The sequence below is a fragment of the Actinoallomurus rhizosphaericola genome (assembly GCF_024055675.1).
GTDB lineage: Bacteria > Actinomycetota > Actinomycetes > Streptosporangiales > Streptosporangiaceae > Actinoallomurus > Actinoallomurus soli.
The window spans coordinates 153,524-174,400 of record NZ_JAMXMW010000023.1 but is presented as its reverse complement, the minus strand read 5'-3'; the positions used below and the strand labels follow the sequence as shown (position 1 = coordinate 174,400).

Annotated in this window: 13 protein-coding genes and 1 pseudogene; 8 read left to right on the top strand and 6 right to left on the bottom strand. The window is 70.4% G+C overall.

The features are described from left to right. Nucleotides 1-717: hypothetical protein (locus NE234_RS37660; RefSeq protein WP_252785742.1), on the bottom strand; the 717-nt coding region annotated here is incomplete at its 3' end. Between the two features lie 890 nt (nucleotides 718-1,607). On the opposite strand from NE234_RS37660, the gene NE234_RS37655 reads away from it, so the two are divergent. Together NE234_RS37655 and NE234_RS37650 are read left to right on the top strand one after the other, a co-directional pair. Then, complete coding sequence (locus tag NE234_RS37655; RefSeq protein WP_252785741.1) at nucleotides 1,608-2,429, top strand: beta/alpha barrel domain-containing protein; 822 nt, start codon at nucleotides 1,608-1,610, stop codon at nucleotides 2,427-2,429. 240 nt (nucleotides 2,430-2,669) lie between these two features. Beyond that, nucleotides 2,670-2,888: pseudogene (locus tag NE234_RS37650) on the top strand (transposase); the annotation flags it as partial. A gap of 26 nt (nucleotides 2,889-2,914) precedes the next feature. Here the strand turns inward: NE234_RS37650 and NE234_RS37645 are convergent. Then, nucleotides 2,915-3,379: a MarR family winged helix-turn-helix transcriptional regulator gene (locus tag NE234_RS37645; RefSeq protein ID WP_252785740.1), complete on the bottom strand. Its 465-nt coding sequence runs from the start codon at nucleotides 3,377-3,379 to the stop codon at nucleotides 2,915-2,917. Nucleotides 3,380-3,486: 107 nt separating this feature from the next. Between NE234_RS37645 and NE234_RS37640 the strand changes: the two genes are divergently transcribed. The 3 genes from NE234_RS37640 (at nucleotide 3,487) to NE234_RS37630 (ending at nucleotide 12,193) form a co-directional block, all read left to right on the top strand. Continuing rightward, entirely contained in the window at nucleotides 3,487-4,236 is a 750-nt protein-coding gene (locus NE234_RS37640; protein ID WP_252785739.1) for an SDR family NAD(P)-dependent oxidoreductase, read from the top strand. Further along, nucleotides 4,233-5,105, top strand: coding sequence for an MBL fold metallo-hydrolase (locus NE234_RS37635; protein WP_252785738.1), 873 nt, complete (start codon nucleotides 4,233-4,235; stop codon nucleotides 5,103-5,105). Before NE234_RS37640 ends, NE234_RS37635 begins: the two co-directional genes overlap by 4 nt. Nucleotides 5,106-5,371: 266 nt before the next feature. Beyond that, the gene (locus tag NE234_RS37630; protein WP_252785737.1) at nucleotides 5,372-12,193 is read left to right on the top strand and encodes a hypothetical protein; all 6,822 of its coding nucleotides are present in this window, start codon (nucleotides 5,372-5,374) and stop codon (nucleotides 12,191-12,193) included. A 9-nt stretch (nucleotides 12,194-12,202) separates the two neighbouring features. On the opposite strand, the gene NE234_RS37625 is transcribed toward NE234_RS37630, so the two are convergent. Then, entirely contained in the window at nucleotides 12,203-12,784 is a 582-nt protein-coding gene (locus NE234_RS37625) for a TetR/AcrR family transcriptional regulator (protein ID WP_252785736.1), read from the bottom strand. Nucleotides 12,785-12,864: 80 nt separating this feature from the next. Here NE234_RS37625 and NE234_RS37620 point away from each other — a divergent pair, with 80 nt between their 5' ends. Continuing rightward, nucleotides 12,865-13,758, top strand: coding sequence for an SDR family oxidoreductase (locus NE234_RS37620; protein ID WP_252785735.1), 894 nt, complete (start codon nucleotides 12,865-12,867; stop codon nucleotides 13,756-13,758). Nucleotides 13,759-14,018: 260 nt separating this feature from the next. Here the strand turns inward: NE234_RS37620 and NE234_RS37615 are convergent, their stop codons facing one another. Next, nucleotides 14,019-14,435, bottom strand: a complete 417-nt coding sequence (locus NE234_RS37615; protein WP_252785734.1) for a Rossmann-fold NAD(P)-binding domain-containing protein — start codon at nucleotides 14,433-14,435, stop codon at nucleotides 14,019-14,021. Here NE234_RS37615 and NE234_RS37610 point away from each other — a divergent pair. After that, nucleotides 14,403-14,642 (top strand): sigma factor-like helix-turn-helix DNA-binding protein, encoded by a 240-nt coding sequence (locus NE234_RS37610; protein ID WP_252785733.1) that lies wholly within the window; start codon nucleotides 14,403-14,405, stop codon nucleotides 14,640-14,642. The two genes, NE234_RS37615 and NE234_RS37610, sit on opposite strands and share 33 nt — an antisense overlap. Before the next feature lie 202 nt (nucleotides 14,643-14,844). Here NE234_RS37610 and NE234_RS37605 read toward each other — a convergent pair whose 3' ends face one another. Together NE234_RS37605 and NE234_RS37600 are read right to left on the bottom strand one after the other, a co-directional pair. Continuing rightward, nucleotides 14,845-15,702 (bottom strand): NmrA family NAD(P)-binding protein, encoded by an 858-nt coding sequence (locus NE234_RS37605; protein WP_252785732.1) that lies wholly within the window; start codon nucleotides 15,700-15,702, stop codon nucleotides 14,845-14,847. Between the two features lie 150 nt (nucleotides 15,703-15,852). After that, nucleotides 15,853-16,452 (bottom strand): TetR/AcrR family transcriptional regulator, encoded by a 600-nt coding sequence (locus tag NE234_RS37600; RefSeq protein WP_252785731.1) that lies wholly within the window; start codon nucleotides 16,450-16,452, stop codon nucleotides 15,853-15,855. A gap of 1,231 nt (nucleotides 16,453-17,683) precedes the next feature. On the opposite strand from NE234_RS37600, the gene NE234_RS45660 reads away from it, so the two are divergent. Next, nucleotides 17,684-20,773: an MGH1-like glycoside hydrolase domain-containing protein gene (locus NE234_RS45660; protein ID WP_252785730.1), complete on the top strand. Its 3,090-nt coding sequence runs from the start codon at nucleotides 17,684-17,686 to the stop codon at nucleotides 20,771-20,773. Nucleotides 20,774-20,877 lie beyond the last annotated feature (104 nt).

The following is a 20,877-nucleotide window of genomic DNA, read 5'->3' as shown; positions in this document are numbered from 1 at the left end:
GGGAGCCTGCTCCTCGATCGCCGCGAAGACCGCCCCACGCGCCGCCGTACTAACGTTGTGCAGGTCGTGCCCGGTCAGCGGACCTCGTTCCATGCGCCCGATGAGCTCGGCTGCCCGCTCCCCGGCGGTCCTACGCCTCCGCGGCATGCCTGTGTGGGGGTGGACGGGATCGATCAAGGCTTGAACGATCGATCCCGATTCCGGCCTGGCATCGCCGAACCGGACCACCCGGCCCGTCGGATCCCGGAACGAGACCTGGGCGTTGGCCTGTCGCAGGTCCTCCCGCCCGCCGACATCACCAGCAAGCCAGCCACGCACCTGCTCGGTACCGACCGTGATGGTGTACCCGGCGTCCTCGTATTGATCAGGGTTGATCAACACCAGACCCTCATCACCGGTGTGATACACGACGACCGCGTGACCAACGCCGCCAAAGCGCCCGAACCGGATGTAGGCGTGCGCGCCCGGCCCCGCTGCTGCCAACGCATCGACCAGGTCCGCCCAGCCGGTCATACGCGGCCACTGCGAAGCCGTCTTCATCTCCCCCAATGGCACCCCGGGCCACCGGCCCGACAAACCGGCAAGCACCGACCAGCAGTACCGGCTCCCCAAATCCCAGGCGGGCACCGGACCGGCCGCCTCAAGCCGGGCCTCATCAGCCGCCCGCGCCTCGAGCGCAACCGCCGTCGCAGCATCCTTGACCTGCTCCGCCGACAACGCACCACCACCGGAAGACAGACCAGCGACCACCTCATCCGACCGACCCGACCGCCGCCCATCCACCCCACCCACAACAACCCCATACGGTGCAACACCGGTGTGCGTCCCGGCACGGGACCGCCCCACACCGCCGGCATCACCCCGCCAGCCGCGCATCCCCATCGCCGGCACCGACTCAACGACGCCACGCGCCCGGTCCCCGCCCGAACCGGTGGCGGGCCGCAAGATCACCGGCTCCCCGGCCACACCAGAAGATCTCTCGGGCACCTCCATCGTGATCGACCCATCGTCATGCAGCCGCCCCCCGACGACCTGCACACACGCCGCCCCAGACCCGGCCATGCTGCGCCGTGAGGTACGCCACCCTGCCGAATCCACAACCTTTGCCGCGTTCGGGAACTCCGCCGCATTCGCAGAATCGTGCATAATCGACGGTCACCTCACCAGATCGAAGCAATTCCGGAAACAGGCGAAAAGCCTACAGTTCAACGGTCGTAAGCGAGCCGACATGATCCGGCAGCGTAACCGGCGAACCGGCGAGCGCCGCGAGGCCAACCTGGCATTCCTCGCCCACAACAGTGATCCAGCGGCGTTCATCCACCAAAGACGTGTCTTTGAAGGCTCACGACCGGGCCCCGCCATTCTCCTCCTGGGTAACCACCCCATCCAGTACCCCATTCCGGTGTCCCCACGAACACCGCGGCGCCTGCCCGCCTGCCCGTTCCGAACCCTCCTCCCAAGGCGTGGACACCTTGAGTGCCCTCGATTACGGAAATCTCGGGATGAAGAAAAGGGGCCCTGCGGGGCGATGAAGGTCTCCTCGGCGGAGTTCAAGGCCAGCCCGGAGGCGTTAGTCAGACCCGGCGGTTGAGCGGGAGATCGAACTCGTGCGGCGGTTGATCGACGCAGGGATCCGCGCGTTCGAGCTGTCCTCCTTCGTACGTCCCGACCTGATCCCGGGCCTGGCCGACGCCGAGGAGGTGTTCGCGAAGGTGCCGCGCGTGCCCGGCCTGCGCCTCGGGTGCTGTGTCGGCAACGTACGCGGACTCGCCCGCGCCGACATCGGCCGGTCCACGGCCGAATCGCTGGCCGAACTCGAGCGCATGGCCGCGTTCGCCGACGGTCACGACATCGTGCTCGGCACCTATATCGTCTTCGCCTGGGGCGGGCCCACCGGACCCGCCCGCGCCGGCGAGGACCTGCGGCCGCTGGCCCGGCGGCTCGTCGACATCGGCGTGGACCACTGGATCCTCGCCGACTCGGCGGGCTACGCCGCCCCGCCCCAAGTCCGCGATCTCGTCACCGCCGCGCTCGCGTACGTGCCCGCGGACAACCTCACCGTGCAGATCCACGACGGCCGCGGCATGGGCCTGGCCGCCCTGCTGCCCCTGCTCGACCTCGGCGTCCGTCACATCGACACCGCCCTGGCCGGCAGCGGAGGGCACCCCGCCATGCCCGGCGCCCAAGGTGGCGGCGTCTGCACCAAGGACGCCGTTCAGCTGCTCGAACTGGCCGGCGTGCGTACCGGAATCGACCTGCCCCGCCTCATCGACGCCGCCGAACTGGCTGGCCGACGAGGTCCGCGCGCCGGCCAAGGGATTCGTCCGGCGCACCGGCCCGGTACCTGGCGCCGGCCAGGCCGCCGGGCCGCTCGCCTTCATCTGGTGAACCGGCCCGACGACACGACCGCGGGCCCTCACCCGCCATGAGAACGCTCACATTCAAGAAGAGCCTGTGACGCATCGCCGAGCGGAGCGCGTGTGGCCTTGAGGCGAGCGATTCGGAAATCGCTTTAAGGTCAAGCGTGCCCTTACTCGGCGCCCATTTGCACGTAAGGCTCCTTCCGTGGACCCGTTTTGGTGTCGATAGCGTAGAGGGAGGCCGACGCGGTCGGGAAGAGAGTCCTCCAGCCTGGTCCGCCCCAATGCAGGTTGGCGACTTTTTCTGGGATTCGGACCTTGCTGCCGAAGGTGGAGCGGCGCACGCACCACCCGGGCCGCAAACGGCTGGATGACCGCAAGGTGCTGTGCGAGATCTTGTTCGTGCTGCACGCCGGGATCGCGTGGGAGTTCTTGCCTCAGGAGCTGGGGTTCGGGTCGGGGATGACCTGCTGGCGACGGTTGGCCGAATGGCGCGAGGCCGGGGTGTGGGACCGGCTGCACCAGGTGCCCGCCACGGAGTGCTGTCGCGGTACTTAAGCCGGTTGCGGTCTGTGGCTGCTGAGCAGTTTGGTGAGCAGTGCGTTCAACTGTCGGCGCTCGGCTGTGGTCAGGCCGGCGAGCAGTTCGTCCTGGACGGTGTCGGTGTGGTGCTGGATCTCCTCGAGGTACCGCTTGCCGGAGGCGGTGAGCGTGACGACGTTGCGGCGCCGGTTGTCGGGGTCGACGTGGCGGTCGAGATGGTGGTCGCGTTCGAGGCGGGTGACGATGCCGCTGACCTCGTTGCGGTCGAGGCCGAGGCGTCGGCCGAGGTCTGCCTGGCTGAGTTCCCCGTACTCCTCCAGTGCGGCCAGGACGGCGAAGTCGGCCCGGGCGGTGAGCGGCATGTGCTGTGCGGTCATGCGCGCGCCGAGGAGCGAGACCTTGCTCGCCTGCCAGCTGGTCAGGGCGCGTAGGCGGGCAGGAGGCTGCATTCCGTCGTCGGTGTCCGTCGATTTCATCGCGCCCTCATTCTAACCGTTGGGCGGTTCAACGATCCATGCTATGTTGAGGAGGTCAACGTTGACTTACCCAACGTTGAGGTTCCCAATATGAGGAGTGGGTCTTCATGTCCAGTGGCACTCTCGCAACGGACCTGTCCGGGCGGCATGTGCTGATTCCCGGTGGTACCGGCGGGGTGGGGGAGGGCGTGGTGCGCGCCTACCTCGCGGCCGGTGCGGATGTCGTGGTCCCCACCCGCAGCCAGGAGCGGGCGGACGAGTTCCGGGCCGTGCTCGGCGACGCGGCGACGGACCACCTGCATCTCGTGGAGCACGACTACACCACGTTCGCGGGCGCCGAGGCGTTGGCCGCGACGATGGAGGACCGGCTGGGCAGCGTCGATGACGTCGTGGCCCCCATCGGCGGCTGGTGGGCCGGAAAGCGGCTGTGGGAGATCGAGGAGAGCGACTGGCTGGGCGCGTTCACCGGGCTGGCCACCACGCACATGGCCGTGCTGCGCGCCACCCTGCCCCGGATGAAGGGTGACGGGGCCTATGCGCTCGTCGTGGGCGCGTCCGCGTTCACGCCCATTCCCGGCAGTGGGCTGGTCAGCATGGAGCAGGCCGCCCTGCTGATGATGCAGCAGGTCCTCGCGGCCGAACTCGATGGGGACAAGCGGGTCTTCGCGTTCCAGCTCGGACCGGTCAGGACCCGCTTCACCGAGGACGGCAGCGACCCGGAATGGGTGAGCGCCGCCCAGGTCGGCGCCGTCGCCGTCGCCGCCTCGGCCGCGACGCGAGTCCCCGGACAGGCGGTCCGCATGCTGACCCGGTCCCAGGCCGACGAGGCCCTGGCGCTGTTCGGGGCGCGGCGATGAGCATGACGGACGACCTGACCGTCGGCGGCGTTCTGGGATACGAGGTCTTCGTCTCCGAGTCGATCCCGTTGGCTCTGCCTGACCGGCTGCCGAACGGTGAAGGCCGTACCTGGGCGCCCATCTCGACCACTCTGGTCTACGGAGAACGCGACGCCGTCCTCATCGACCCGCCACTGACAGCCGCGCAGGCGGTCGCAATCGGCGACCGGATCGATGCCGGCGGCAAACGGCTGACCCACATCCTGGCGACCCACGCCCACGGTGACCACTGGTTCACCGCGGACATGCTGGCCGGCCGGTTTCCGGGAGCTCAGGTGACCGCTCTGGCCGCGACCATCGAGCAGATGCACCGCGCCCTGACCGCGCGGAAGGGCTTCTGGGACAAGATCCTTCCCGGCCAGATCCCCGCCTCGCCCGTCACCGCCGTCCCACCTGACGGCGACCGGATCGAGTTGGAGAACCACGAACTGATCATCGTCGACGTCGGCCACTCCGACACCGACGACACCAGTGTCGTGCACATACCCGACCTCCATGTGGTCGTCGCCGGAGACGTTCTTTACAACGGCGTACACCAGTTCCTCGTCGACTCGGGCAACGGCGGCCGCGACGCCTGGCGAAAAGCCATCAGCGTCGTCGAAGCCCTCGCGCCCCGCCGGATCGTGGCCGGCCACAAGATCAAAGAACGCGACGACGACGCCGCCCGAGTCATCGACGAGACCCGTCGCTACCTCGATGACGTCGACGAACTCCTGGCACGGCACCCGACCCCGGAAGGCTTCTTCAACGCGATGCTCGATCGCCACCCCGGGCACATCAACGCCAGCAGCCTGTGGGGCAGCGCCCAGGCGCTCTACGCCGGCCACTGACCTGACGTCGGCCATGCTTACTGACCGGGACGGCAAGCGGTCCTGACAAAGCGGTCTTGCGAGTCAGCCCCGGCGGTTGAAAAGTCATCGACCAAAACGATAGGAAAGGTTACGTAAGCTTCCCATGGCATAAGGTGTGCTGCTTGCCGAACGTCCAGAGCCCGCGGACGGGCCAGATACAGCACCATGACCGTCATCACGTGCGGACGGCCGGGGTAGCCGTGTGGCGGAGAGCCGGCCGAAGCGCGGTGGGTCCCGCGGCGTGCGTGGAGGTCGGCGCTGCGGTGATGGACGAGGACCGGACCCTGTGGATGCTGAGACCGGGCACCGGCACGCGCGAGAGCTCGCCCATCGGCCGGCTCGCCCCCTCCGGTCGCTTCCAGCCGTTCGCCACGAGGTCCGCAGGGGAGGGCGCGGGGAGTAGGGAGCGGGCTGCGGCGCCCGTACGTGAAGCCGTGCCGTGGCGGGACGCCCCGGTCGTGGCGCCGGAGGCGATCAGCGAACGTGCGTCGGTCAGCCGTGCGTACGCGCGGGCGCGACGAGAGTTCGGGCTCCCTGCGACCTACCGTTTCACCCGGTCTCACGCGGAGGCGCTGGAGCGGCTGACCGTGCTGGCGCCGCCCAGTGCCTCTGCGGGCGGCCGGGCCCAGGGGGTGAACTGGTCCGCCTTCGCCAGGCTGGTCAACCTGGACTGGGGTCAGACTCCGTTCTCCGACGCGTGGTCGGCGGTCGTGAAGGGTGGTGACCCGCCGAAGCTGCTGTCCGTGGCGCGGCTCGCGCGAGACGTGCACGGCACGGACTTCACCATCGAACAGCTCAAGACGGTCCGCAGGCTGGCCGATGCCGTACGCGCGGACGCGACGGCCAACGTCCTCTCTCGTCGCGGTCGGGCTCCGGGGAACGAGGTCAGGCTCGATGACCTGCTCGCGGTGGTGCAGTCGTTCGGCGGCATCGAGCCCGGCACCGAATTGACGGTAGAAGACGCGGTCGCGCTGGCTGATCTCGTGCCCGGTGTGGCCGACGCGGGTCCGGTCACGGTGGAGGCGCTCCGGGCTGCGTGGCGTGCGGCGGCCGAGGTGCTGCGGGATGACGCGGCGGTGCTGCTGAACCAGGCGATGCTCGCGGTGGCGGAGCTGGGGCCCGCGCTCGCCGTCCTGGGGCCGGACGCCGATGGGCACCGCGCCGAGGTGGAGCGGCGGTTCGGCGCCTTGACCGAACTGGTGGCGGCCTCTTGGCGGCCGAACCAGCTCGATCGGGTCGAGGCCGCGCGGGCGGCGCTGGCCGCCCTCCGAGCCCGCGTCACCGAGATCCATGCCGCGGCGGTCGCGTCCCTGGACGATGCGATCGGTGCGCGGCTGAACACGCCGGCCGAGGCGGCGTACGGCCGCCCTGAGGAACTGGAGGCGCTCCGTGGCCGGTTCGCCGTGGTCGAGCGTGCCGGCGGCGCCGCGGCCGTCAACGAACTGCTGGAGATCCGCGCCGAGCTCGACTCGCCGGCTGCACCGCCCCCGGAGACCCCGGCGGCCGAAGAGGCGGGAACACCGAGTCGACCGGCCCGGCGGCTGCCTGGTCGCGTGCTGTTCGAAGCGGCGCGGAACGAACACCTGGAGGACGGCGAGGCCGTCCAGCCGATCCCCTGGGGTGAGTGGGGCCGTGTCGCGAGGGTCGGGGAGACCTGGCTGGGGGCCGATCGGGAACTGGCCGAGCAGGCCGCGGCGCTGGTGCCGGAGGCTCTGCGGCAGGCGGTGACGGACGGGCTCATCGCGGAGTTCGAGCGGTTGGGCGGTGTCGAGGCCGGACGACGGCTCGCCTCGCCGCAGGGACTGAGTGTGCCCACCTCGCGAGGGCCCGCCACGGTCCGGTTGGTGCTCGGCCCGTTGATCGGGGCGCACGGCGCCGTTCACCGGCGGCCGGAGGAGGTGCAGTCGGTCCAGGTCGGGGCCAGGCCATCCCAGGCGCTGGACCTTCCGCAGATCATGACGCCGTCGACGTTCTCCGATTTCAGCGACAACCGCTCGATCGCGCCGGAGACGAGCAACGACGGCCTGATCAGCATCGCGACCGGCTGGAAGTGGATGTCGGGTCTCGGCCTGCTCCCGACCCTGACCGGGCGGGGCTCGCGGAGCTTCGGCTCGTACGAGGGTGCCGTCACGGCGACGGTTCAGCAGATCTGGCATGACCGGTACGCCTACTTCGACGTACCCGCGAACCACGAAGAGCCGGAGATCGGCAGCCGTTGGTCCGTCACGTTCACCGGCGAGCAGGGCGCGCAGCAGACCGCGTCGGCGCCGGTGGACGTGCTGCTCGCCTTCGCCGAGGACGAGTCGCCGGAGGCTCCGGGGCCGGAGACGCCCATGGTGGCGGAGCTGCCGGCGGAACCGCCCGAGGAGATGGCGCGGGCGTTCCACAGCGTCCTGTGGCGGGTCACCACCATCGTGGAGTCATTGGTCCCGGTCGGTGGACCGGACGCGGCCGCCGAGGAGATCACACGGCGGTTCCCCGACGCCGACGCGACCTTCACGAGCGCGGTCCGGGACCTGTTCACCGACTCGATGCTCTTCGCCGTCAGCAAGCATGTCCTGGGGCACGGGTACCTGTCCGCCGAACTCCGGGTGAACGAGGACGGTGAGGACTGGGCGGCGTTCCGTCTGCGGGGCCGGCTGACGTCGCTGCGGCGTGTCGACGTCAGCCGCGGATACGTCCAGCAGGACGCCCGGCACCTGTTCTGGTCGGGTGAGTCCAGCGGGATGGGCGGTGGGGTCTCCTCGGGAGTGCAGTTCGCCCCGACCTTTCCGGGCTTCTCCGTACGGGGAACGCCGATCACGATCGGCCCGATGTTCTCGGCGGGGCCGGGCGGCTCGGTCAACCGGAGCCTGGCCGCGTCCATGGGCGCGGGGGACTGGCGGTACCTCGGCTACCCGTCACAGCGGCGGGTCTACCGGCTCGAGATGAACCTCCCCGTCGACGTCCGGTCCTCGCGGTCCGCGGCTGCCGGGCTCGTCCGGCTGGCGCTGGTCGGGTACGTGGAGGTGCCGGAACGGGAGGCGGACCGGTTCGAGCGGGAACTGGCCGGGGTGATCGAGGGCCTTGACCTGTACCCGGCCGATGGCGCGGGCCGGGCGGTGGTTCCGGCGGACGGGCGGCCCCTGACCGACCGTACGCCGCCGCCTGGGATCCTGATGGGCCGCAGCCGCGGCCCGTCGGTGGTGGACATGCTCGGCGGTTTCGAACGCGTGATCCCCAGGGCGATGAGTCTGATCCACGGAGCGTTCGGTGATGCCCGGCTGGCGACGCTCGCCCGGCCGTTGACGGCGCGGCAGCGGCACCGCCTGGAGCGGGCGCTGACCCAGCGGTTCTCGGTGATGGCGGCGTTGCCGTACACGAGCCGGCTCATCAGCCATCGCATGTCCTTCACCCGCCTGTATCAGGCCAACGGCGGGCGGTTGCGGCTGACCGTGCTGGTCCGTTCCGAGCAGGGCGGGGACTGGACCGGCGATCGGCTGGAGTGGGGCCGGATCGATCACTACCCGATCTCTTACAGCGATCTGGGGGCGAGTGAGGAGGTGGCGGCCCAGCTGACCTACCGCGGCGGAGGCCACCTGCGGCTGGGGCCGCTGCACGGCGCGCTGCGCACCACGAACTTCACGGGTCGATACACCTACGGCCGGTCCCGCTCCGGTCTCTTGACGGCCCGTGCCGGTGTGTGGTCGTCGCTGGGATTCGTCTATGAGGGGCCGGTCCGGGTGTTCATGTTCGGCACCGATTACCACGTCGAGGTGAAGCTGACCTTCGAGCCGGAGGCGGCCTCCGGCGGCGTGCTCACCGCCACGGCGCTCGGCGCCGCGCGGCGCGTGCTCACCGGCCGGCCGGAGCCCGCCACGCGTACGATCCGCCGCCACGGCGCGATTCCCGGGCTGATGCGCTATGTCGTCGCCGAAGGTCTCAGCCCGCTGACGGGCGGCGCCGTGATTCCGCGGTCGCCGCAGGGCGATCTGGGCCGGGCGGTCGTCCGTCGGCGGCCGGTCACCGGCCCCGCGGTGCCGGAGCGGTGGAGCGAGGCACTTCAGGCTCCTGAGACGCTGCGGCCCGATGATCAGCCGTTGGAGGTCCTGGGCGTCGCGGAGCTGTGGAGGGTCGCCGCGGAGCTGCTGGAGGCGGCCGGTGTCGCGGAGCGCACCTACGCCGACACGCTCGATGTGACGATCAACGAGGACCAGCTCATCGGCCGGATGATGTGGGGCGGACCCGCGGTGCAGGCGTCCGGCCTCGTCCACGGCGGAACGGTCGGCGACCGGCACGCGGTCATCTCCCTCCAGGGGCGGACGTACGGCCTCCGCCGTCAGTCGGGCGGGGCGCGGATGCGGGAGACCGACATCCTGGATTCGGAGCCCGCGGTGATCTTCACCGGCCGGCGGTCCACCTCGCACGCGGTGTCCGGCAGCGGTGATTGGGCCGGGACGAGGGAGGACGGCGGCCCGTTCGGGGGCTGGACCTTCCGCAACGTCGCCGAGACCCACATCGACTCGAACGAGGTGCTGTCGGGGCGCTGGATCACCCAGGAGAACCGGGACTACCGGCCGCATCGCGGCACGATGTTGTGGGACGTCACGGTGACGAGCTGGAGTGCGAACGCGGCCGGAACCTGGTCGGTACGGCAGGACACCATGCAGGTCCTGGTGGCCGGCGGCGTCATGGTGCTGCGCCCGGCGCCGCAGCCACCGGCCGAACGCCCGCCCGGCGTACCGCGGACGCTCCGGCCGGGCCTGATCCCGCTCGTTTCCGCCTCCGACCGGCTCGAATGGCCGGGGCTCCAGCACGCGCCCGACGGGCTCAACCCGGTGCTCGACATGATCCGCGGCGTGCTCGGCGCCGTGGACCGGCGGCTGCTGCACCAGCGGTGGACGATCGTGAACGGGACGCCGACGGCGGCGCGTACGGGCCTGCCGACCAGCCTGCACACGATCGTGGAGCACAACGCGCTGCTCGGCCACCGGGACACGCTGCTGGGCCCGGGCCTGATCCTGCATCTGGCCGAATCGCTGCCGGGCGCGAACGAGCAGGTCAGCCTGGTGTTGCGCGCGGACTCCACGGACGGGCGGGACTACGAATACGAGGACACTCGTAGCCGGGACTTCGCCGTGTACCGCCTCAACACCCAGCGCAGGGTCCGCCGGCGTGGTGTGACGTCGGCGCACACCGCAGGCGGCAATTTCGGCACCACCCGGATCCCGTCGGTCTCCAGGGCGACCGAGGGGAGTTATCTCGAAGGTGTCGCCGAAAGCGACTTCTACGAGCAGGCCACCAGCGCGCGGGGTGAGATCTTCCGTACCCGCGACGTGCTGACCGTCCTGGGCGACACACACGCCTACACCGGCGGCCTGCGGATCAGCGCGACCGTCTACCGCGGGTACAACCCGTCCAAGGCCCTGCAGGTGCTCACGCTCGGTCTGGCGAACTCCGGGTTCGCCCTGGTACTGGACCCGAACACGCCCGTGCCGGTCGCCGTCACCGACCACGTCGACGTGGTCGAGCGGGTCCAGTTCCCGGCCGCGATGCTGCCGGGTCCGCCGCCGGATCCGGCACCCGCCGGTGAGCGGGTACGCCGGGTCGCCTCCGCGGCGACGCCTGAGGAGGTGCTGAGCAACGCCGGGCACACGCTGTTCCCTGTCGACCGGGATCTGATCCTTTCGCGTGGCGTCGTGCCGGGCGGAATCGATCCGCTGGCCTTGCGTGCCCTGTTCGACCACTCGATCGCCATCTTCAACGGCACCGCGCCCGGTGCCACCACCCCCGCGTCGGTGGTCAACCTGATGGCCGCCACCGGCGGCCCGTTCGAGGCGTATGCCGCACTGCTCAGCCGTCACCAGTTCCTGTCCGGGTTCCACCTGGCGCTCGGCGACGGACAGGTCTTCCCCTCCCTCGTACGTGAGGACGGCCCGGCCACCGACGCACGCGGCGAGCTGTCCAACCAGGTCCGTTTCTATGACCCGCAGCCGTTGGGGTGGGTCGACGCCCAGTTGACGTCCGAGTCGCTGCACATGGCCGAGAACGACCTGTTGGACGCCGCGGGCAGCACGTTCGGCCTGTCGGCCGACGGCGGCCCGGCACTCGCCCCCCAAGATGGGAACCCGGTGGTGCCGGTCGAGGCGTCCGCGTCTCTTGGGCAGAGCCACGACCACGGCGGGACCGCCGGCGAACGGATCGTACGGCCGGTCGCGTTCCGCCGACGTACGCACTACCTGCGGGTCCGGGTCGGCGTGCTGGCCGGTCTGACGATCGACGCGGTCAACGAACGGCGCGACATCCGGTACGGAGCCGGACAGACCCGGCTGTGGTACACCCTGGACGACTCACTTGAGGTCCTGCTGGATCCCGAGACGGCGCTGGCCATGCGGATGCTGCACGGCTCCACCGGAATCCCCACCCCGCATGGCCGGTACCTGCCGAACGTGCCCGCCACCGCTCCGGCGGCGGGCAGCGCGGAGGCCGGCCAGGAGCTGAGACGGTTGCGGGCGGCGTTCGCCCTGCCCCGCTACGGCGACTGGTACGCCGTCGCGGGCACCTATGACCCGCGGTCCGCGAGCGTCGTGACGACCTCCGTACGCTACGACCCGGACACCCGGCGGACCGAGACGGTCACCGACCATTTCGACGCGGCGAGATTCGCCGGCCTCCTCGGCTCTCTCGAGGATCTCGGCGAGTGTCCCATCGTGCTGGTCATGGGCGGCGTCGACGGGGCGTTCGCGACCGAAGTGGCCCGAACGAGCGGCCATGACCTGCTCTTCACCACCGACGACGTCCACCAGGACACGGCCGTCCGCGCGAGCCTGAACGGGCGTCCGGGACACTGGCGGTACGTCCCCGCCGACGGCGGTCCCCAGGTCATTCACGGCGAGGACTTGGAACAGGTCCTCACACATCAGATCGCGCCCGGCCTGCGCGCCACCCGCGCCGACGACCTTCCCGGCACCATGACCCCGAACCCGGCGATCCTCTGGGCGGCGGAAGGTCCGCAGATCGACTGGCGGGAGAGCAGCCACAGCGACGGGGAGGCGTGCGTCTCGATCGCTGTCGTCGGCGACGGGTGACGGTTGCGATCATTCAGCAGGGCGGGCGCGGTGGACGAGCATCGACGCGAGCTCGCTGAGGCCGTCGCGGAACAGTGTCGGCAGGTCCTGGTGCTCGGGGTCGCCGATCCAGCGGTCGAACGCCCTGCGGAACACGGCCATCGTGGTGTCCGCGGCAAGCGTCGCGGTCGGCTCGGGCGTGCCGCGCTCGCGCAGGGCCTCGGCCATTCCGGTGGCGAGTTCGGCGTGTTTGCTCAGGTCCCGCTCGCGTAGCTCGACGTTGGCCTCGATGAGCCCGTGCCGGATGAGGGCGGCGCCCGGGTGCTGCTGGATGATCGCGCAGCGCTGTTCGAGGGCCGCGGCGGCGGCGTCGATGGGTGCGGTGCCCTCCGGTGCGTCGGCGATGGCGGCGACGGCTTCCTGCCGCGCCGTTTCCAGGGCGTGGAAGAACACTTCGCGTTTGTCGGGGAACAGCCGGAAGAACGATCGCTCGTGCATGCCGGCACGGGCCGCGATCTGGGCGCCGGTGGTCTGGTCGAAGCCCTGGGTGGTGAACAGCTCGATCGCGGCCTTGGCCAGCCGGCCGCGCGGATTCGGCTCCCATCGTCCCATGGGCGAGAGTCTAGGTGATGGCAGTGACTGCTATCACTGCGGTAGGTTGATAGCAGTCACTGCTATCACGGAGGTTCGACATGAAGGTGTTCGTCACCGGGGCCAGCGGCGGGATCGGCTCCCTGCTCGTCCCCGAGCTGATCGCCGCCGGTCACCAAGTACTGGGCCTGGCCCGTTCCGATGCCTCGGCGCGGACCGTGACCGCCGCGGGAGCCGACGTGCTCCGCGGCGATCTCACCGACCCGGAAACCCTGCGCACCGGAGCCGCCGAAGCCGACGCGGTCGTCCACGTCGCCTTCAACCACGCCCCCGATCTTTGGCGGTCGGTCGCCGACGAGGCCCAGGCCGTCGAGACGTTCGGCGCCGCCCTGGAGGGGACCGGCAAGGCGCTGCTCATCGCCTCTGGCACACCGATCGTGCCCGGCCGCCTTGCGACCGAAGACGATTCACCGTTCACCGGTGACCCCATGGCCGATACGCCCCTGGGCAGGCGCGGGCACACCGCCCAGTACGCCCTCGGCCTGGCGGGCAAGGGGGTCCGGTCGGTGGTCGTGCGTCTGCCCCGGTCGGTCCACTCGAAGGGCCACCGGTACGGACTCGCCTCAGGGCTCATCACGGCCGCCCGCCGCACGGGCGTCTCCGGTTATGTGGGCGACGGCGGCCAGCGCTGGCCGGCCGTGCACCACCTCGATGCGGTCCGGCTGTTCAGACTGGCCCTGGAACAGGCCGAGCCGGGCACGGTGGTGCACGCGGTGGCCGATGAGGGCGATCCCATGCGCACCCTCGCCGAGGTCATCGGCCGCCGGCTCGGCCTGCCCGCCGAGTCCGTGCCGGCCGAGCACTTCGGCCCCGTCGGTGCCGTCTACGCCCTCGACCAGCCGGCCTCCAGCGAGCTGACCCGGAAGAAGTTCGGCTGGCAGCCCACCCACCCGAGCCTGCTCGACGACCTGGAGGCCGGGAACTACCCGGAGTGAGACACGGCCCGGTGCTCATTCGGGTTGGTCGGACGGCTCGGCCGGAGCCTGCCGGGCCGTCTCCAACTCGGCCTGCGGCCGGGCCGGCCGGGTGCGTGAGCACGGCCTCGGCCACTTCGCCGCCGAGCGTCGGCGCGGGCCTGCGCCATGGCCGAGGCGGCAATGGGCGGGGGCGGACCTGTTCTGGTGCCTGATGGTCACGCCGAAACGGTCGTACCGGACTACGCGTACAGCAGGTCCTTTCCTGTGCGTCCCGCTCGTCAGGCGGCCGGTCGCGCCAGCGCATCCCGTGCGCTTCGTGGCTCGCGGGCGATGAGTTGGCCGAGCAGGGGGTCGACCTCGGAGCAGTAGCCTTTCTCCGCGGCCTGGTACATGCTCAGAAGCAGGCGTGCCATGAACTCGGTGTTGCCCTGCTGGACCTGCGTCGCGACCCATTCCTCCGGCTCGACGAGGTCGTAGTCGATCTTCCTCCCGCTGAGGTCCGAGGCGATGGCCGCGATGTCGTGGAACGTCGGCGCGGCGCCGGCGGTCAGGACCGTCGGGCCGTCGAAGGTGCGATCCGAGGTGAGGATGATGGCGGCAGCTTCCGCGGCGTCCTCTCGTGCGGTCCACGAGACCGGCGGCTGTTCCTGCAGACCCTGGCGATGGTCGCCGAGTTCGAGGCGAACCTCGGTCACCTGCGTACCCGCGAGGGGATGGCGCTGGCCAAGAGGAACGGCAAGCTCAGGGGCAAGCAGCCCAAACTGCCCGAGTCCGCGCGCCGGTCCATCCGCCGCCGCTACGCCGAGGGCGAGGTGTCGCTGGCCGACCTGGCGACCGAGTACAGCGTCGGCCGCTCCACCATCCACCGCATCATCCACGGGCCGCCGGCCGGGCAGAGCTGACGCTGACGTCGGGGAGCCGATGACGGCGGTGGAAGCCGCGGCCTCGCAGGCCCACGATTGGCACGGGCGGTGCGCCGACTGCCAGGCCGAGCACCTCGCGCAGGCCGCCGACGCAGCGGACCAGGGGGCAGAACTGGTTCCAAGATAAGCCGGAAAGGGGCAAGCCGCAGGTCAGCGGGGCGTCTGGACCTGCGGCGCTGACTCAGGCGGTGACGCGGTCGGTGAGCAGGTCGGCGACCGTCCGTGGTTCGCGGCCGAGGAGTTCGGCCAGGAGCGGGTCGACTTCTGTGAAATGGCCACTTCGCGCGGCCTCGAAGAACGGCAGCAGCAAGCGGGCCATGGACTCCGACATGCCGGCCGCGACCTGGTCGGCGATCCACTGCTCGTCGTCCACGACGACTCGCCTGATGTCGCGGCCGGTGATCTGCGTGGCGATCGTGGCGATGTCATCGAAGGTGACGGCGCGGCGGGCGGTGAGCGTGACGGGACCGTCGAACGAGCGCTGCCCGGCGAGGATGATCGCGGCGGCCTCGGCCTCGTCGGCGCGGTCCGTCCACGAGACGGGGCCGTCCGCCGGCGCGGCGATGACTCCGGTCTGCCGCCAGGGGCCGAGCAGCCAGTCGAGGCTGTGGGCGTAGAAGCCGTTGCGCAGCGAGGTCCAGGCGGTTCCCGAGTCCGCGAGCAGCGCCTCGGTGGCGGCGTGTTCACGCGCCGGGGCGAACGGACTGTCGCTGCGCACGTTCTGGTGACCGGTGTACAGGATGCGCCGGGCGCCCGCGGCGACCGCGGCCTCGATCGCCGTGCGGTGCAGACCGACTCCGTCGCCGTGGGGGTCGTTCTGGGACACGAGCAGCACTTGATCGGCGCCCTCGAACGACTCACGCAACGCGGCCGGGTCGTCGTAGGAGCCACGCCGTACGCGCACGCCCCGGTCGGCGAAGTGCTGTGCTTTGGCGACGTCGCGCACGCTGACGCCGATCTCGTCTGCGGGGATGCGCTTGAGCAGGTGCTCGACGGTGGCGCCGTTGAGGGCGCCGGTCGCGCCGGTGATGACGATCATGATCACGCCTTTCTGTAGATGTTTCGCGTTGGACCACGTGGTCGGGCGCCGAAGCCTTCGGTGGTCGCCAGGACGTGTGCCGAAGGGGAGGGACAGCCGGTCCGGGCTGCGGCCGTCCACGCGGGGGGCGAGGACGGCGATGCGCCGCTCTCACCGGCGCCGTAGCAGGGGCAGGAGGATGTCGTCGACGAGGTGAGCGAGGAATCGTTGGTCGCAGGGCTCGCCGGCGAAGATGAGCCGGTGAACGATGACGGCCGGGGCGATCTCGGCGAACAGTCCGGCAGCTCCGGGCACCAGGTGTTCGCCGCTCTCGGTCGCGCTGCGAAACGGCTGTTCGGTCATCACCGCCCCATCGCGGCGCAGGATCCGCCGCATGGCCGCGGCGAGCTCCGGGTCGCTGCGCATGCCCGCGAACAGGGCGCCGAGCAGCCCGACCTCCTGTTCACCGATCTGTCGCGCCAGCCACCGCACGAGCTCCAGCAAGACCTCGCGAAGATCACCTGTCCAGGTGACCGGCGGGGTGTCCACCGCCCGGCGCTCGACCGCCGCGGCCACCAGCGCGGCCTTGCCGGCGTAGCGCCGGTAGACCGTCGGCTTACCGACCCCGGCCCGGGTCGCGATCGCCTCGATGGACAGCTGGTCGTACCCGACTTCGGTCAGCAGACGCAGCGTCGCGTCGAGTATGGCGACGTCACGGCCGCTGTCACGCGGCCTGCCCCGCGTCGGCGAAGCCTCACCCGCCCCTGACACCCGCGCACTCCTGATTTACGAAACGGAACTGGTACGTAAAGAAAATAGGTCCGGGCGGGGGAGTCGGTCAAGGCCCTCGATTCCCGAAGCTGTCCTGACGTCAGTTGGTCGCATCCGACCTCCGTCAGCACCAGCAGCGTCGCCTCAAGGATCGCGACGTCACGTGCGGCGTCCCGAGGCCTGCCGCGTGCCGGCGCGGGCCTGCGCCCCGTCCGACACCATCCACCACCTCCGATTAACGAAACGAAACTAGGTAGAGGTGAGTGTTCAGTCGAACCCCGCACTCACCGCTCGGGACGGCCAGTGGCGATGACAGCGGCCACTCGTCGGGGCAGAGATGATCCGGATGTTGCCGCCGTGGTGCCCGCGCCGGCCGCGGTTAAGGGTTGTCGCAGGGTCAGGGGCATGGGCGGCGAGCGCGTCGACCTCTTCGGCGGATACCGGTAGACGTTTCCTGCGCGGCCGGCACTGTCGGTGGCCGAATCGGGACGCGGGTGCCGTCGCCGCTGCCGCTCGTTACGGAGAGAGGCTCAGTGGCCTCTCGGGGCGACCATTGGGGTTCGACTCAGGGTGATGTTGAGACCCGAAAGGGGACGTTGTAGGACCGTCGGCGCCACGGTAAAAACCGTCGTGTACGCGGTCCGACCGGCGGGAGATGCCCCGGAGTCCCGCAAAGTCCCTGCTAGCGGTGGTCTCGACTGAAGATCAACTTCATGGGGCGGTGGCCTCCGTGGCGTTGATCTCGCGGGCGGCGGCGACCGGACCGCATCGACTCACGGAGCGGTTCAGCGTATTCGACGTCAGGGAGTCCCAGTTCGATCTCGCTCGATCGGAATATTGCAATTCCGATCAGATTTGGTCATGCTGTGGCTCCCCGTCAGAGCCTCCGGACGGGCAGATTGGAGTCCCTCGTGTACGCGCCGCGATCATCTCGGTCGGCCCGCCCTCGCGGCCCCGCCGCTATCGCCATCGCCCGGCCGTTGCCCGCCGCCCTCGCTGTACCGGCTCGAGCGGCGTCTCGAGCGGATGCGCCGCCGCCGATGACCCCATGGTCACCTGAGGTCTCGCCGACGAACGCCCTTCCGAAGTACCCGCGAGGCATGTCGCACCATCGCACGTTCGCCATGCCACCGTCCTGGCGCCGGCCGGTTCTCCACGGCGCGGCACTGACGAAGGGACTCCTGCGGTGCTTCGTCAGGTGACCTCGCGCAGAGGTGGATCGGGGTCCGCCGTGGCCGTCGGCCGTCGTCTGCTCGCTTCCCTCGCCGCGCTCACGGCGTTCGTGCTGCTCGCGTTGTGCGGTGGGACCGGCCTGGCGGGTGCGGCCAGTGAGCCGGTCGCGGGTGCGTCACAGGCCGGTGCGGTGTACCCGTCGGTGGGCGCGGGGACGCACTTCCTGGACGACGCCTCCTACCTCTCCGGCTTCAACGACCCGGGCTGGTACGAGGCGAACATCCCGTTCGTGGACCTGCCGGACGCTGCTATGCAGAGCGTCTATTACTACCGGTGGCGGGTGTGGAAGGAGCATCTGCGTTACACCGACCCGGCGGACGGCTGGATCTCCACGGAGTTCCTGGACTGCTGCGGCTACGCGGCTCCGTATCAGGCGATCAACGCGGCGGCCGGCCACCAGATCACCGAGGGCCGCTGGGTGCGCGACCAGAGTTACGACGACGACTACGTACGGTTCTGGCTCACCGGTCCCGGCGCGGGGGCCAAGCCGGCCACCGACGACGTGAACGCCGACACCGGCGACTGGGCGCACGAGTACAGCGTGTGGCTGGCCACGGCGGCGTACCAACAGGCCCAGGTGACCGGGGACTTCGCCCGGCTGCGCACCCTGCTGCCGGCGCTGGTGCGCCAATACCGGGGCTGGGACAAGCAGTTCGACGCCGAACTCGGCCTGTACTGGTCGGTGCCGGTGTGGGACGCGATGGAGTTCTCCGCCTCTTCGTATGAGTCGAGTGACCCGTACCACGGCGGCGCGGGCTATCGGCCGACGCTGAACTCGTACCAGTACGGCGACGCCGAGGCCATCAGCCACGTCGCACGCCTGGCCGGGAACGAAACGCTCGCCCGGGAGTACGCCACGCGGGCCGCGAAACTGAAGGCGGCGATGCAGAAGTGGCTGTGGGATCCGAGCCGCGGCTTCTACTACACCATGGCGCGGGACGCCAATCCCGACCACAAGCTGTCCGGCTCGCGCGAGGAGATCGGCTACATCCCCTGGATGTTCGGCGCCGCCCAGTCCGGCGACAGCGGCGCGTGGTCGCAGCTGTTGGACCCGCAGGGCTTCGCGAGCGCCTACGGCCCGACGACCACGGAGCGCCGGAGCCCGTTCTTCATGAAGGACGCGGCCTCCTGCTGCCGCTGGGATGGCCCGAGCTGGCCCTTCGCCACCGCGCAGACGCTGACAGGTCTGGCGAACCTGCTGGACGACTACCCGGCTCAGACCACGATCACCAAGAACGACTACACGGCGGCGCTGGCCACGTACGCCAGGACGCAGACGAAGAACGGCAAGCCGTACGTGGCCGAGGCGCACGACCCCGACCACGCCTCGTGGATCTACGACGGTCACGACCACAGCGAGGACTACAACCACTCTGCCTTCGACGACCTGGTGCTGTCCGGACTCATCGGCCTGCGCCCCCAGTCGGAGGACACGCTGAAGGTGCAGCCGCTCGTGCCCGCCTCCTGGGATCACTTCGCCGCGGAGAACGTGCCGTACCACGGCCACAACGTCACCGTGCTGTGGGACCGCGACGGCGGTCACTACCACCAGGGCGCAGGGATGAGGATCTACCTCGACGGCCGACTCGTGCAGCAGTCCGCGGCACTGCGCAACACCACCGTGCACATCGGCGGCACGATCGTCGCCCGGCCGAACGACCTCGTCGATGACGCCGCCAACCCCCTGCGCACCGGCTACCCCAAGCCCATCGCGTCCTACACCTGGCAGTACGACGACGCCTGGAACGCGATCGATGGCAAGGTCTGGTACGACGAGGTCCCCGAGAACACCCGCTGGACCAACTACGCCTCGCCGAACGGCAGCGACTACTACGGCGTCGACTTCGGTGCTCCCACATCCGTCGGCGACGTCCGCTGGTACGGCTACGACGACGGTGGAGGGGTCAAACCGGCCGCTGACTACCGCCTTCAATACTGGGACGGCACTGTCTGGCAGGACGTCCCGAACCAGAGCCGCGACTCGGTCCGGCCGGTGGGCAACGGCCTGAACCGCATCACCTTCCCGGCCCTGACCACCAGCAAGGTCCGGCTGCTGTTCACCAATCCGTCCGGCGCCTTCGTCGGCGTGAGCGAGTTCGAGGCGTGGGCGCCCTCCAGCCCGGACGCGAACGTCACCGTGGGACCCGTCAACGCGAGCGGCCTGGTCATCGTCAAACCGGCGACACCGATCAGCGTCACCGTGCGCAACACGACCCATCACCCGCTCACCGCCCCTCACGTCAGCCTCGGCCTGCCCGGCGGCTGGTCCGCCGACACGGTCGAACACCCCTCAGCAGCGATACCGCCTGGCAGGTCGGCCGTGTGGACCTACACGGTGCACCCTCCCTCCGGAGCCGAACCGGGCAGCGCGGCCGCCCTCACCGCGACCGCCTCCTACCGCCCGGCGGGCGGCACGGCGCGGTCGACCCACCGGCTGCAGAACCTGCGGATCGCCTACCCGCCCGGCCGGCAGGACCCGGTCGGCACATGGAGCCTCGACGAGGGGACCGGCGGTGTCGCACACGACAGCACCGGCTCCCATGACGCCGACGTGATCGGCTCGCCCGCCTGGGTGCCCGGCATCTCCGGCACCGCTCTGCGATTCGACGGCTCCGGTCAGTACGCACAGACCAGCGGGCCGGTACTGGACACCACCGGTAGCTTCTCCGTCAGCGCGTGGGTGCGGCTGGACCGCACCGGCTCCTTCGCCACCGCCGTCAGCCAGGACGGCGCCGTCAGCAGCGGCTTCTACCTGCAGTACTCCGCCGCCGACAACCGCCTCGCCTTCTCTACCAGCGAAGGCCGCGCGCTGTCCGACCAGCCGCCGGTCACCGGTCGCTGGTGCCAGTTGGTGGGCGTGCACGACGCGGACGCAGGCACCTACACCCTCTACGTCGACGGCGTGGCGCAGTCGACGGTGTGGAGCCAACCGACCGGCGACGCCGGGAACGGCCCACTGGCCATCGGCCGTGCCTTCTCCGGCGGACGCGACAGCGACTTCTGGCCGGGCAGCGTCGACCAGGTCCAGGTCTGGAACAGGGCCCTGACGGCCGCAGACGTCGCCAAGCAGTACCGCCCGCTCACCTGACCGCACCACGGACCGTGCCTCCGCGCGGACCAGGAAGGAAAGGCCGGGTCGGTCGGTGCTCGATCGGCCCGGTCCCTGCGCCCGCGGACCTCCGCGGAGATCAC

Excerpts from the sequence above, each read along its gene's own strand:
- NE234_RS37645 (WP_252785740.1), bottom strand. The coding sequence starts at position 3,379 with ATGAAATCGACGGACACCGACGACGGAATGCAGCCTCCTGCCCGCCTA.
- NE234_RS37640 (WP_252785739.1), top strand. The coding sequence starts at position 3,487 with ATGTCCAGTGGCACTCTCGCAACGGACCTGTCCGGGCGGCATGTGCTG.
- NE234_RS37635 (WP_252785738.1), top strand. The coding sequence starts at position 4,233 with ATGAGCATGACGGACGACCTGACCGTCGGCGGCGTTCTGGGATACGAG.
- NE234_RS37625 (WP_252785736.1), bottom strand. The coding sequence starts at position 12,784 with ATGGGACGATGGGAGCCGAATCCGCGCGGCCGGCTGGCCAAGGCCGCG.
- NE234_RS37620 (WP_252785735.1), top strand. The coding sequence starts at position 12,865 with ATGAAGGTGTTCGTCACCGGGGCCAGCGGCGGGATCGGCTCCCTGCTC.
- NE234_RS37610 (WP_252785733.1), top strand. The coding sequence starts at position 14,403 with ATGGTCGCCGAGTTCGAGGCGAACCTCGGTCACCTGCGTACCCGCGAG.
- NE234_RS37605 (WP_252785732.1), bottom strand. The coding sequence starts at position 15,702 with ATGATCGTCATCACCGGCGCGACCGGCGCCCTCAACGGCGCCACCGTC.